Source organism: Pseudomonas sp. Eth.TT006, from assembly GCF_054456575.1.
The window spans coordinates 49,598-62,495 of sequence record NZ_JBTJEN010000003.1; the positions used below are offsets into that span (position 1 = coordinate 49,598).

15 protein-coding genes are annotated in these 12,898 nt (G+C 60.1%); 9 read left to right on the plus strand and 6 right to left on the minus strand.

Features of this window, described 5'->3' with window-relative positions:
• Positions 1 to 37 precede the first annotated feature (37 nt).
• A complete protein-coding gene (locus ACXR0M_RS06245) occupies positions 38 to 1,327 on the plus strand; it encodes an NHL repeat-containing protein (protein ID WP_458830912.1) in 1,290 nt (429 codons plus the stop codon).
• A gap of 67 nt (positions 1,328 to 1,394) precedes the next feature.
• Positions 1,395 to 2,897, plus strand: coding sequence for a sodium/proton antiporter NhaB (gene nhaB, locus ACXR0M_RS06250; RefSeq protein ID WP_458830914.1), 1,503 nt, complete (start codon positions 1,395 to 1,397; stop codon positions 2,895 to 2,897).
• 117 nt (positions 2,898 to 3,014) lie between these two features.
• Here nhaB and ACXR0M_RS06255 read toward each other — a convergent pair whose 3' ends face one another.
• From ACXR0M_RS06255 to gnd, 3 genes are read right to left on the minus strand one after another with little or no spacing between them, the layout of a single operon-like run.
• On the minus strand, positions 3,015 to 3,824 hold the full coding sequence (locus tag ACXR0M_RS06255; protein WP_458830916.1) for an HAD family hydrolase: 810 nt from the start codon (positions 3,822 to 3,824) through the stop codon (positions 3,015 to 3,017).
• A complete protein-coding gene (zwf, locus tag ACXR0M_RS06260; protein ID WP_458830918.1) occupies positions 3,821 to 5,344 on the minus strand; it encodes a glucose-6-phosphate dehydrogenase in 1,524 nt (507 codons plus the stop codon). Before zwf ends, ACXR0M_RS06255 begins: the two co-directional genes overlap by 4 nt.
• Complete coding sequence (gene gnd / locus ACXR0M_RS06265; RefSeq protein WP_458830920.1) at positions 5,341 to 6,321, minus strand: phosphogluconate dehydrogenase (NAD(+)-dependent, decarboxylating); 981 nt, start codon at positions 6,319 to 6,321, stop codon at positions 5,341 to 5,343. Before gnd ends, zwf begins: the two co-directional genes overlap by 4 nt.
• Before the next feature lie 274 nt (positions 6,322 to 6,595).
• Between gnd and ACXR0M_RS06270 the strand changes: the two genes are divergently transcribed.
• Positions 6,596 to 6,778, plus strand: coding sequence for a DUF6026 family protein (locus tag ACXR0M_RS06270; RefSeq protein ID WP_458830922.1), 183 nt, complete (start codon positions 6,596 to 6,598; stop codon positions 6,776 to 6,778).
• A 199-nt stretch (positions 6,779 to 6,977) separates the two neighbouring features.
• On the plus strand, positions 6,978 to 8,726 hold the full coding sequence (locus tag ACXR0M_RS06275) for a phosphoethanolamine transferase CptA (protein WP_458830924.1): 1,749 nt from the start codon (positions 6,978 to 6,980) through the stop codon (positions 8,724 to 8,726).
• 342 nt (positions 8,727 to 9,068) lie between these two features.
• On the opposite strand, the gene galU is transcribed toward ACXR0M_RS06275, so the two are convergent.
• Positions 9,069 to 9,908 carry a UTP--glucose-1-phosphate uridylyltransferase GalU gene (galU, locus tag ACXR0M_RS06280; protein ID WP_007912230.1) on the minus strand — a complete coding sequence of 280 codons (840 nt, stop codon included), beginning with the start codon at positions 9,906 to 9,908 and terminating at the stop codon, positions 9,069 to 9,071.
• Positions 9,909 to 10,166: 258 nt separating this feature from the next.
• On the opposite strand from galU, the gene ACXR0M_RS06285 reads away from it, so the two are divergent.
• Together ACXR0M_RS06285 and ACXR0M_RS06290 are read left to right on the plus strand one after the other, a co-directional pair.
• Positions 10,167 to 10,352: a hypothetical protein gene (locus tag ACXR0M_RS06285; protein ID WP_007964653.1), complete on the plus strand. Its 186-nt coding sequence runs from the start codon at positions 10,167 to 10,169 to the stop codon at positions 10,350 to 10,352.
• Positions 10,353 to 10,506: 154 nt separating this feature from the next.
• Entirely contained in the window at positions 10,507 to 10,794 is a 288-nt protein-coding gene (locus tag ACXR0M_RS06290; RefSeq protein ID WP_458830927.1) for a hypothetical protein, read from the plus strand.
• Between the two features lies 1 nt (position 10,795).
• On the opposite strand, the gene ACXR0M_RS06295 is transcribed toward ACXR0M_RS06290, so the two are convergent.
• Positions 10,796 to 11,026: a hypothetical protein gene (locus ACXR0M_RS06295; protein WP_007964656.1), complete on the minus strand. Its 231-nt coding sequence runs from the start codon at positions 11,024 to 11,026 to the stop codon at positions 10,796 to 10,798.
• A 71-nt stretch (positions 11,027 to 11,097) separates the two neighbouring features.
• Positions 11,098 to 11,454: a hypothetical protein gene (locus ACXR0M_RS06300; RefSeq protein ID WP_458830929.1), complete on the minus strand. Its 357-nt coding sequence runs from the start codon at positions 11,452 to 11,454 to the stop codon at positions 11,098 to 11,100.
• 212 nt (positions 11,455 to 11,666) lie between these two features.
• Between ACXR0M_RS06300 and ACXR0M_RS06305 the strand changes: the two genes are divergently transcribed.
• From ACXR0M_RS06305 to alkB, 3 genes are read left to right on the plus strand one after another with little or no spacing between them, the layout of a single operon-like run.
• Positions 11,667 to 11,969, plus strand: a complete 303-nt coding sequence (locus ACXR0M_RS06305; protein ID WP_236482894.1) for a DUF1883 domain-containing protein — start codon at positions 11,667 to 11,669, stop codon at positions 11,967 to 11,969.
• Positions 11,970 to 11,998: 29 nt separating this feature from the next.
• Complete coding sequence (locus ACXR0M_RS06310) at positions 11,999 to 12,169, plus strand: hypothetical protein (protein WP_458830931.1); 171 nt, start codon at positions 11,999 to 12,001, stop codon at positions 12,167 to 12,169.
• Between the two features lie 29 nt (positions 12,170 to 12,198).
• A complete protein-coding gene (gene alkB, locus ACXR0M_RS06315; protein WP_458830933.1) occupies positions 12,199 to 12,870 on the plus strand; it encodes a DNA oxidative demethylase AlkB in 672 nt (223 codons plus the stop codon).
• Positions 12,871 to 12,898: the final 28 nt, after the last annotated feature.

The following is a 12,898-nucleotide window of genomic DNA, read 5'->3' on the forward strand; positions in this document are numbered from 1 at the left end:
CTCCCTTGAGCCTGGTCAACTCGCAAGGAGAGCCTGCATGACCACCGAGAACGCCTTTGCGCTCGCGCCGCCAACCACTAATGCCGGACAGCTCGACAGGGGTTATGCCCACTCTGGCGTTGCTCAGGTTTATTTTGCCGGCAGCGTATCGAGCATGACCCAGGGATTGGCCCTTGACTCGCAAGATCGGCTGCTGGTGGCGGCCAAGGTCGGCACCGCAAATGGCAGCCGCTTCGGCCTGGCAAGGATGCTCGGCGACGGCTCTGCCGATCTGGGCTTCGGTGATCGAGGCAGCGTAATCGGTGAATTCGCTCCCGGCTTCGAAGCCTCCGGGGCGAAGGTGCAGGTGCTGCCGGACGGGCGAATCCTGCTGGCCGGCCTGCACTATGAAAATGCCCATCGCACATTGCCCGCCCTCGCCCTCTTCGACAGCCACGGCATGCCTGACCTGTCCTTTGGCGACGAGGGGCGACAAGTCGTGCGCCTGCCCGGCGACCTGTCTATCGGCTCGCGCGACGCCTGGCTGCCGCCCGGCATATCGGGAGCCGAAGCCTGCGATATCGCCGTGCAGCACGACGAAAAAATCCTGCTGATCGCCAATCACCATTTCCAGCTCTCCGACCATGCCGGGATGCTGATCCGCCTGACTCCCACAGGCGATCTTGATCCAGACTTCAACGGCCGCGGCTTCGTGATGGTTCGCCACCTGCTGCTCAACACCTGGCTGAGCAGCCTGCTGCTGCAGGAGGACGGGCGAATTGTCGTCGCCGGTTCCATCGATTTCCCGCAGGAAGGTCTGGTGGCGCGTTATCTACCTGACGGGCGCCTGGATGAGTGCTTTGCCGTGGATGGTTTTTTCTCCTTCAAGGCGCAAGGGCAAAGCGCGATGGTCAGTCAGGTTCTGCATTCGCGGGAGCATCTGCATTGCTTTGGCAGCAGCCGCGATCCGATCCGCTGCATGGCGCTGACCCTGCATTCCAATGGACGCCCGGCATCGCGCAACTACGTTGGGCATCCACATTTACTGAAAATCGGCCCCAGTGGCTGCCAATGGAGCGCTGCGCAATGTATGGCGGATGGTCGAATCATCGCCGCAGGCGCAACGATTGGCGGGGTCGAGGCGGACTTTATTGTGGCGCGCTACCTGGCCGATGGCCGCCTCGATGCGCAATTCGGCAATGGCCACGGCTGGCAACGCACGCGCCTGGGCCGCAGCCTGGATACTGCCACCTGCCTGGCCGTGCAAGCCGACGGCCACATATTGGTCGGTGGTTATTCGCTGGACGGCAACTACCGGGCAATGGTGGCGCGTTATCTGAATGAGTAACCCGCAACACTTGAACTTGCCTGGCACTTGCGGCAAGTTGCGCGCTTCTTAATACAAGGAGCAACCGATGTCCGGTTCACTGGCGCAGGCGTTCGCGCATAACTTCCTCGGCGGTTCGCCCCGCTGGTACAAGGCGTGCATCGTCGGGTTCCTGATCCTCAATGCCGCCGTACTGTTTACGGTCGGCCCGGTCGCCGCCGGCTGGCTGCTGGTGATCGAATTCATTTTTACTCTGGCAATGGCCCTCAAGTGCTACCCGTTGATGCCCGGCGGCTTGTTGCTGATCGAAGCCCTGTTGCTGAAGATGACCACGCCACAGGCGCTGTACGAAGAACTGGCGCACAACTTTCCGGTGATTCTGCTGCTGATGTTCATGGTCGCCGGCATCTATTTCATGAAGGATCTGCTGCTGTTTCTGTTCTCGCGGCTGTTGCTGGGCGTGCGCTCCAAGGCGATGCTGGCGCTGATGTTCTGCTTTCTCTCGGCGTTTCTGTCGGCGTTCCTTGATGCCTTGACCGTGACCGCGGTGATCATCAGCGCCGCCGTGGGTTTCTATTCGGTTTACCACCGCGTGGCCTCGGGCAACGATCCGCGTCAGGACGGCGAGTTCACTGACGACGAACAGCTACCAGCGCTGCACCGCGAAGACCTGGAGCAATTTCGAGCATTCCTGCGCAGCCTGCTGATGCACGGCGCGGTCGGCACCGCACTCGGCGGGGTCTGCACACTGGTCGGCGAGCCGCAGAACCTGTTGATCGGCCATGAAATGGGCTGGCACTTTAGCGAATTCTTCCTGAAAGTCGCGCCGGTTTCGCTGCCGGTGCTGGTGGCGGGTCTGCTGACCTGTGTGCTGCTGGAAAAACTGCGCTGGTTTGGTTACGGCACCCTGCTGCCGGACAACGTACGCGCGGTGCTGGCCAACTTTTCCGCGGAAGACAACGCCGAGCGCACCTCGCGCCAGCGTGCCGCGCTGCTGGTGCAAGGTGCCGCTGCGTTGATTCTGATTGGCTGCCTGGCGTTTCACCTGGCCGAAGTCGGTCTGATCGGGTTGATGGTCATTGTGTTGATCACCGCGTTCAGCGGCATCACCGACGAACATCGGCTGGGCAGCGCGTTCAAGGACGCCATGCCGTTCACTGCGTTGCTGGTGGTGTTCTTTGCCGTGGTCGCGGTGATTCACGATCAGCAACTGTTCGCGCCGTTGATTCACTGGGTGCTGACGCTGCCAGCGGAGCAACAACCGGGCATGCTGTACATCGCCAACGGTCTGCTCTCGGCGATCAGCGACAACGTGTTCGTCGCCACCATCTACATCACCGAAGTGAAACAGGCGTTCCTCTCCGGGCACATGAGCCGCGAACACTTCGAAACCCTGGCGATCGCGATCAACACCGGCACCAATTTGCCGAGCGTGGCGACACCGAATGGTCAGGCTGCGTTTTTGTTCCTGCTGACCTCGGCAATCGCCCCGCTGGTGCGCCTGTCATACGGACGCATGGTGTGGATGGCGTTGCCTTACACCATGGTGATGGGCGTGCTGGGCTGGTATGCGGTGAGCTACTGGCTCTGATCTGACGCCACGGCCCATGTAGGAGCTGCCGCAGGCTGCGATCTTTTGATCCTGTTTTTTACAATCAAGGTCAAAAGATCGCAGCCTGCGGCAGCTCCTACAGATTTTGCGTTTTTTTCAGCGCGGCAGGATGTACTTTTCGATCGCCTGGGCGACGCCGTCTTCGGTGTTGGGCGCTGTGATCACGTCGGCCTGGCGCTTCACCGCCTCATCGGCCTGGCCCATGGCAATCGACAATCCCGCGCAATGGAACATCGCCGGGTCATTGCCGCCATCGCCAATCGCTGCAGTCTGCTCCAGCGGGATGCCGAGATGCGCGGCAATGGTGGTCAGCGCGGTGCCTTTGTTGGCTTCCAGCGCCGTCACGTCGAGGTACACCGGCTGCGAGCGCGAAACCTGCGCCATGCCGTTGACCTTGGGCAGCAGACGCGCCTCCAGTTCGATCAGCAGCTCGGTGTTGTTGCTGGTGGCGACGATCTTGTCGATGCGCTCCAGATACGGCTCGAAACTCTCGACCACCACCGGCGGATAACCCAGACCATGCTGTTCGCGCGGGACCATCGGCCCGTGCGGATCCTTGAGCAACCAGTCACCGCCGCTGAACACCCAGATTTCGACGTCCGGCTGATCAGCGAACATCGCCAGGGCAATCAGTGCAGTGGTCGCCGGCAAATAATGCGCGACCAGCAGGCTGCCGTCCGGGTTGACGATGGTGCCGCCATTGAACGCGGCGGTCGGCAGATCGACGCCCAAGGCTTCGATCTGCTGCAGCATGGCTTTGGGCGGTCGGCCGGTGGCCAGGCTGAACAGCACGCCAGCCTCGCGCAACGAACGAACGGCATCAATGGTGCGCTGGCTCAGGCTGTGATCGGGCAGCAACAGGGTGCCGTCCATGTCACTGAGCAAAAAGCGGATCGACTGACTCATCCCAGACCATGCCAGACGCGACCATCGCGAGTCAGCAGATCATTGGCCGCTTGCGGGCCGTCTTCACCGGCAGCGTAAGTCTGCACGCTGGCGTCCTGTTGCCAGGCGTCGAGGAACGGTTGCACTGCGCGCCAGCCGTTCTCGATGTTGTCGGCGCGCTGGAACAGCGTCTGATCGCCGGTCAGGCAGTCGTAAATCAGCGTTTCGTAGCCGGTGGACGGCTGCATCTCGAAGAAATCCTTGTAGGCAAACCCGAGTTCGATATTGGCCATGTTCAGCGCCGGCCCCGGGCGCTTAGCCAGCAGATCGAACCACATGCCCTCGTTAGGCTGGATCTGGATCCGCAGATAGGTCGGCTGGAGTTCGTCGACCTCGGTGTCACGGAACTGCGCATACGGCGCTGGCTTGAAGCAAATGACGATTTCGGTGTCGCGTACGCTCATGCGCTTGCCGGTGCGCAGGTAGAACGGCACGCCGACCCAGCGCCAGTTGTCGATCATGACCTTCAGCGCAACATAGGTTTCGGTGTTGCTGTCGGGCGCAACGTTGGCTTCCTGGCGATAGCCGTTCAACGCCTTGCCATCAACTTCACCGGCAGTGTACTGACCGCGCACCGAGTTGGCCCGGGCTTCTTCGACGGTCCACGGACGGATCGCGCCGACCACTTTGGCCTTCTCGCCGCGTACCGCATCGGCGCCGAACGCGGCCGGCGGTTCCATGGCGACCATCGCCAGCAACTGGAACAGGTGATTGGGCACCATGTCGCGCAGCGCACCGGTGTGCTCGTAAAAACTGCCACGGGTTTCAACGCCGACGGTTTCTGCGGCGGTGATCTGCACGTGGTCGATGTAATGGTTGTTCCAGAACGCTTCGAACAGGCTGTTGGAGAACCGGCTGACCAGAATGTTCTGCACGGTTTCCTTGCCCAGGTAATGGTCGATCCGATAGATCTGCTTCTCGGACATCACCTTGAGCAAACAGGCGTTCAACGCTTCGGCGGTTTGCAGATCGGAGCCGAACGGCTTCTCGATCACTACCCTTCTGAACGCTTCGGGAGTCTCTTCGAGCAGTTTGGCGGCGCCGAGACGGCGCACCACTTCACTGAAGAAACGCGGCGCGGTGGCCAGATAGAACACCGCATTGCCGGTGCCGCTGTCGGCGATTTTCGCCGCCAGCGCGGAATAAGTGCTGTCGTCCAGAAAGTCGCCCTGGACGTAGCTGATACCTTTGGCGAGCTTGGCCCACAACACCGGATCAAGCATCTGATCGCCGTTGCCGACCTTCGCCGCCACTTCGGTGCGGATGAAGTCTTCGAGTTTTTGCGCGAAGGCTTCATCGGTAATCGCGTTGTGGTCAACGCCAACGATCCGCAGATTGTCGTCAAGCAAGCCGTCGCGACTGAGGTTGTACAGCGCCGGCATCAGCAAGCGCTTGACCAGGTCGCCGTGGGCACCGAACAAAAACAGCGTGGTCGGTGGAGCGGGTTCTGCCTTGGATTTTCTGCGGATCGTATGGGTCATTTCTTCGGAATCTCCACGTGGCCGCCGAAGCCGAAGCGCTGGGCCGAAAGAATCTTGTCGCCAAAGGTGCCCTGACCGCGCGAGCGGTAGCGCGAGAACAGCGAGTTGGACAGCACCGGTACCGGCACCGCTTGCTCCATGGCCGCTTCGATGGTCCATTGGCCTTCGCCGCTGTCCGCCACCGAACCGGAGAAACCGTCGAGCTTCGGATCGCTGGCCAGCGCATCGGCGGTCAGGTCGAGCAACCACGACGACACCACGCTGCCACGGCGCCAGACTTCGGCGATGTCGGCAACGTTCAGGTCGAAGCGCTGGTCTTCCGGCAAGCGTTCGCTGGACTTGGTCTTGAGGATGTCGAAGCCTTCGGCGAACGCGGCCATCATGCCGTACTCGATGCCGTTGTGAATCATCTTCACGAAGTGCCCGGCACCGGCAGGACCGGCGTGGATGTAACCGTGTTCGGCGCGATGATCCTCGGACTTGCGATCCTTGGTGCGCGGGATGTCACCCATGCCTGGCGCCAGTGCGGCGAACAGCGGATCCAGACGCTGCACGGTCTCGGCATCGCCGCCGATCATCATGCAGTAACCGCGTTCCAGGCCCCAGACGCCGCCGGAGGTGCCGACGTCGATGTAGTGCAGGCCCTTCTCGGCCAGGGTCTTGGCGCGGCGAATGTCGTCCTTATAGTTGGTGTTGCCGCCGTCGATGATGGTATCACCGGCTTCGAGCAGGGTGCTCAGGGTGTTGATGGTGTCTTCGGTTGGCGCGCCGGCCGGCAGCATGACCCAGACCGCACGCGGTTTGGTCAGGCCGGCAACCAGTGCCGGCAAGTCGGCGACGCCGGTGGAGCCCTCGGCGACCAGGTTATCGATGAAAGCGGTATTGCGGTCGTAAACAACGGTGGTGTGCCCGTTGAGCATCAGACGTCGCGCAATATTGCCGCCCATGCGGCCCAGTCCAATAATCCCGAGTTGCATGTGCTGATGCTCCTTACTACAAATAAATGGGTGTCATTGGTTATAGCCCAACGCGACTGTTGGAGGTTAGTCCAGAGCGTTGCGATGAAGTTTCCGGGCATTGTGCCCGATCCAGACTGATAACGTCGGGAAACGTGGCGAAGACACACCGACCATGAAAAATAAAAAAGTTCCATTCGCGGGCAAAAGAAATCAAAATTGCAGCCGATAGCAAGTCAGTAGCCCCGCCGCGGGGACGATTTGCAGTTGAGACACGCCATTTGCGAGGTGAGCAATGGGCACAGTACACACAGCAATGCCGCCACAAACCCTGTACGTCACGATCCGTCGCGATGAATTGCGTCAGTTGAAAGACGAGCGCGACCAGTTGAAGCAGGAGCTGGCGCAACTGCGCGCGCTGACTCAGGGTGCTCAGCCCAAGCCTCGACCAGTGGTCCAGCGTCACCCACACGCCTGACCCGCCCCGCCTGCTTCGGGAACGGCGCCCGTCGTTCCCGACATGATGCGCCCCTGCCCCTGATCGGCAACTCACGAACTTTTCACACGGTGTTGGTGATACTCCGGACCATTCTGGCCGTGCGTCTGCGCGCGGCTTCCGTTCGTCGGCCGAATGTAGCGTGCCGACGGTGGTCAGTGACGATGAGCTGGAGTGCTGAATGGCATTGTTCAAACGCAGCAAAACGACTGCGACAGGTTTCGACTGGGCCGGGGTTCTCTGGCTGTTCGCGTTTTTCTGGTATTTCTCGGGTATTACCCAACTGTTGATTCAGCTGACCGGCACGTCCGGTTTCAGCGGCTTCCGTCAGGCTTTCGTGATGAGCGCCCTGTGGCTCGCACCGATGCTGCTGTTCCCCAAGCAAACCAAAGTGCTGGCCGCGGTGATCGGGATTGTCCTGTGGGCCTGCTCGATGGCCAGCCTGGGCTATTTCTTCATCTATCAGCAGGAATTCTCGCAAAGCGTCATCTTCATCATGTTCGAGTCGAACATCGCTGAAGCCGGCGAGTACATGACCCAGTACTTTGCCTGGTGGATGATTCCGGCGTTCCTCGCCCATACCGCTTTCGCCTACTTCCTGTGGACGCGCCTGCGCCCGGTGTACATGCCCCGTGGCCGCGCGTTCGTCGCCGCGATGGCCATCCTGATCGCCGTGGTCGGCTACCCGCTGCTCAAGCAGACCCAGCGCACCGGCAGTTTCGCCGGCGGTTTTGCGAAATTCGAAGACCGCATCGAGCCGGCAGTGCCGTGGCAGATGGCGGTGGCCTACCATCGCTACCTCGACACCCTGGCCGGCATGCAGGCCATGCTGCAAAGCACCAGCAAGGTTCCGCCGCTGCATAACCTCAAGGCTGCCGACGCCGACAAGCCATCGACGCTGGTGCTGGTGATCGGCGAGTCGACCAACCGTCAACGCATGAGCCTGTACGGCTACGGCCGCAAGACCACGCCGGAGCTGGACAAGCTCAAGGATCAACTGGCGGTGTTCGACAACGTCATCACCCCGCGCCCTTACACCATTGAAGCGCTGCAACAGGTGCTGACCTTCGCCGACGAAGAGAACCCGGACCTGTACCTGTCCACTCCGTCGCTGGTGAGCATGATGAAACAGGCGGGTTACAAGACCTTCTGGATCACCAACCAGCAGACCATGACCAAGCGCAACACCATGCTCACCACGTTCTCCGAACAGGCTGACGAGCAGGTGTACCTGAACAACAACCGCAACCAGAACGCTGCGCAGTACGACGGCGATGTGATCGAGCCGTTCAACAAGGCTTTGACCGACCCGGCGCAACGCAAGCTGATCGTCGTGCATCTGCTCGGCACGCACATGAGCTACCAGTACCGTTATCCGTCAACCTTCGACAAATTCCAGGACCGCACTGGCGTGCCGGCAGGCGTACGTGACGACCAGGTGCCGACCTACAACAGCTACGACAATGCAGTGCTGTACAACGACTTCGTCGTGTCGAGCCTGATCAAGGACTACGCCAAGTCCGATCCAAATGGCTTCCTGCTGTATCTCTCCGACCACGGTGAAGACGTGTTCGACTCAGCGGGCCACGACACGCTGGGCCGTAACGAGAACAAACCGACCGCGCCGATGTACACCATCCCGTTCATGGCCTGGGCTTCGCCGAAATGGCGCGAGACCCACGACTGGAACTTCGCCGCCGACCTGAGCCGCCCTTACAGCAGCTCGCACCTGATCCACACCTGGGCGGATCTGGCGGGCTTGAGTTTCGATGAACTGGACCGCAGCAAGAGCCTGGTCAGCGACAGCTTCAAGCCGCGTCCGCTGTTGATCGGCAACCCGTACGAACGCCAGCAACGGGCGTTGATCGACTTCAGTTTAATGAAGCCGAAGAAGGTCGAACCGACGGCGGCGAATGTCGTGCAGCAGTAATCGTGTAGAAGACGGCGGTCTCGAGAGATCGCCATCGGTGTAACGCAAAAAGAAAAAGCTCCGTATCGCAAGATACGGAGCTTTTTTCGTTATACGCAAGCAGGTTGCCCTCGCCGCTGAGCCCTTTGCTGCGCTGCCTGCCGGGAATCAGGGGCGCAATGATGCTCGACGCCCCCCTCCTTTCAAAATGCCGCCAGCGCGGTTACAGGGCGCCAACAGAGTCAAGCTATAGAACTCAAAGGTAATGCCTGCACAAAAGCAAACGCCCCGAACAGGTCGGGGCGTTTGTGGGTGCTTGCGCCTGGGTGCTCTAACACCCTTGGCGCTGCAGATCCGGCGTGATCAGTAAGCCTTGCCGGTCTTGTAGAAGTTCTCGAAGCAGAAGTTGGTGGCTTCGATGTAGCCCTCGGCGCCACCGCAGTCAAAACGCTTGCCTTTGAACTTGTAAGCCATGACGCAGCCGTTCTGGGCCTGCTTCATCAGAGCGTCGGTGATCTGGATTTCACCGCCCTTGCCTGGCTCGGTCTGTTCGATCAGGTCGAAGATGTCCGGGGTCAGGATGTAACGGCCGATGATCGCCAGGTTCGACGGCGCGTCTTCCGGCTTTGGCTTCTCGACCATGCTGTGGACGCGGTAGATGTCGTCACGGATCATCTCGCCGGCGATCACACCGTACTTGCTGGTTTCTTGCGGGTCGACTTCCTGAATCGCGATGATCGAGCAGCGGAACTGCTTGTACAGCTTGACCATCTGGGTCAGGACGCCGTCGCCTTCGAGGTTGACGCACAGGTCGTCCGCCAGAACCACGGCGAACGGCTCGTCACCGATCAGCGGGCGGCCGGTCAGGATCGCGTGACCCAGGCCCTTCATTTCGGTCTGACGGGTGTAGGAGAACGAGCACTCGTCGAGCAGCTTGCGGATACCGACCAGGTATTTTTCCTTGTCGGTGCCCTTGATCTGGTTTTCCAGCTCGTAGCTGATGTCGAAGTGGTCTTCCAGAGCGCGTTTGCCACGACCGGTCACGATGGAGATTTCTGTCAGACCAGCGTCCAGAGCTTCTTCAACGCCGTACTGGATCAGTGGCTTGTTTACCACCGGCAGCATTTCTTTAGGCATGGCTTTAGTCGCTGGCAGGAAGCGAGTACCGTAACCGGCTGCTGGGAACAAGCATTTCTTGATCATATAAGTCCTTGAAAGGGCTGTGTGTACGAGTTTCGGCGCAGTCTAATCAGGCGGCGTGCACCTTACAATGCCCCGCACTGGCTAACCGATGCCAACATAGAGAAATATTCTCGCCGATAGTTCCATCGCGATCTTCGGGCAGCGCAATCAGCGTAGCTCAAAGGTACAAGGGCGCTGCTTCACCATACGCTCATCGCCCCACAATGTGAGGATTTGTCGGTATCATGGCGCCTTTGAACCAGCGAACGAGACAGATAGATGGCCGCGGTAAAAATCATCAACGGGTACGTGATCGACAAGAAAGACGGCAAGTGGAACCTGACCACCACCAACGGCGAACACATCGCCGGGCCGTTCGACAGCGAGCAACTGGCGACTGATGTCGCGTCGGTGTTCACCGACACGCCAGCGTCATCCAAGCGCCGTGGCAAAGATCAGGACTGATCGCCGGCGACAGGTACCGAAGCCCTGCCCTTGCGCAGGGCTTTTTTGTGGAGGTACGAAATTTCAGCACAAACAAGTGGCCAATCGCTATAACCTTTTCATCGCGGCGCTGTCACAGCGTTTAGTCCCCTCCCTCGCTGAAGACGACACACTTATGAACATCAACGGATTGCTGCCCTTGCTCGCGGTGCTGGCCCTCGGTGGCTGTGCCACCACAGAACCCACCTATTTGAACAACGGCGAACAGGGCCTGACCATCGACTGCTCCGGCGAAGCCAATTCCTGGGCCAGTTGCTACGAAAAAGCCGACGCCTCGTGTGCCGGCACCGGTTACCGCATTGTCGGGACCGACGGCACACCCGCGCCGAAGGAAAGCGACAAGACCCTGGGGGTCGATGTCGGCAACTACAAGACCCGCAGCGTGGTGGTGGTCTGCAAATAGACTACATGTGGATCTCGGCGAATTTGATGCCGAGCCCGCGCACCACCTCGATCAGATCATCGAGCCGGGCGAAGGATTCGACCTCGTCGTTATCGTCCACCAGGAAATAACTGCGCCCGGCGCTTTTCTTGAAGAACACGATCCATTCGCCCGAGTTGGCCGGATTCTGTATCACATGCGTGGCAGAAATCAGGCCTTCTGCGTGGCGTTCCCGTACTTGCTCTCGCTTCATGCGCGACTCCAGAAATGAAAATGCCGCCACAGCATGGCTGTGACGGCATCGCTGCTGATAACGACAGTCTATCAGCCGGAAATACAGGCATTGGCGGCGTTTTGAACGTCACGCGGACGAATCGGCACGTTGGACATGCGCTCATGCAGCTTGATGCTGCTACCGCCGGAGCGATCTTCGATGTCAAAAACGGCGGCTGCACCGGTGGAAAACTTCCCCGGAACAATCACGCGCACCCCGTCCTTGTGCGGTTGCATCTGCAACGCGCCGCGACTGTTGGCCAGCTTGTCCGCCAGGCACTGCGCATACTCATGGGGTTTCTTGCCGGAAATGACGCTCATCGTCGGCAACGTTTCATTGATTTCGGAAACGCTGGCGCAACCACTCACGGCCAATACCAACGGCAGACACACCAAACCCCACTTCATACAGACACCTCCCATAAAAACCGTCGGACAGCAGCAATGCCATTTTTCTCCGACGCTGACTCCATTAAACCCGCATCGAATCGCGAATAACTGTTTTAAATTGTCAAAGCGGCGCTCGACGGCGGGATAATAACCCGTTCGGACTGATAAACTGCGCCTATCGCACAAGCTATCGTTTTGATTTAGTAGAAAAAGCCCTTTTGGAGGCGCCCATGAAATTCATTCACCAGCGCGAGCATCTCAATGAAGACGACATCGTCGTCATCCAATGCTCGCAAACCTGCAACATCCGCTTGATGAACGACGCCAACTTCCGCTCGTTCAAGAACGGCGGCCGCCACACCTATCACGGTGGCGCGTTCGACACCTTTCCTGCGCGCATCACCGCGCCGAGCACCGGCTTCTGGAACATCACCATCGACACCGTCAACCGTCGCGCGATCAGCGTCACGCGCAAACCGACCCTGACCCATTCGATCAAGATCATCCGCCGCTCCAGCACCAAACTCAGCTGAGTCGCCCCAACGCAGAGGGAAGCACACCCGTGGCCCAAACGACCAAATACGTCATCAAATACAAGCTCAACGGCGAACGCCGTTTCGAGTTCGCGCAACTCGAGCAAGGCACTGTGGAAGAAGCCAAAGCGGCGCTGGACGCAATCCACGGCCAGACCGGCGACGTGATCAGCGAGATCGCCGTCAGCAAAGCGCTGTAACCCACATCCCCAAACGTCACATGGGCAGCATGCAACCGACCACTTTTGACCTGTTCGCCGACCACGAACCCGCGCAAGAACCCCGCGCCGAGCAGATCGGCGAACAGTCGTGGGTGCTGCGTGGCTTCGCGTTGCCGGTGGTCGATCAGGTGCTGGCGGCACTGGATGCCCTGCTCGCTGCCGCGCCGTTGCGCCACATGGTCACGCCGGGGGGATTCAGTATGTCGGTGGGCACCAGCAGTTGCGGGGCGCTGGGCTGGATCACCGATCGCAGCGGTTATCGCTACAGCGTCGTCGACCCGCTGAGTGGCCGGCCATGGCCGGCGATGCCAGCGGTGCTGTTCGAACTGGCGCGGGCCGCCGCGCAACGCGCAGGTTTTGCAGACTTCAACCCAGACTCCTGCCTGATCAACCAGTATGTTCCCGGCGCGAAGATGTCCCTGCATCAGGACAAGGACGAACATGCCTACGCGGCACCGATCGTTTCGCTGTCGCTGGGCTTGCCGGCGATGTTCCTGTTCGGTGGTTTTGCCCGCAGCGACAAGAGCCAGCGCATTCCGCTGCTGCATGGCGACATGGTGGTCTGGGGCGGCGTCGATCGTCTGCGCTTTCACGGCGTGCTGCCGATCAAGCCCGGCCAGCATCCGGCACTGGGCGAGCGGCGCATCAACCTGACCTTTCGTGTCGCCGGGCCAGCCTGAAAAGTTTGACCGCAAGACGCGGAGTGTT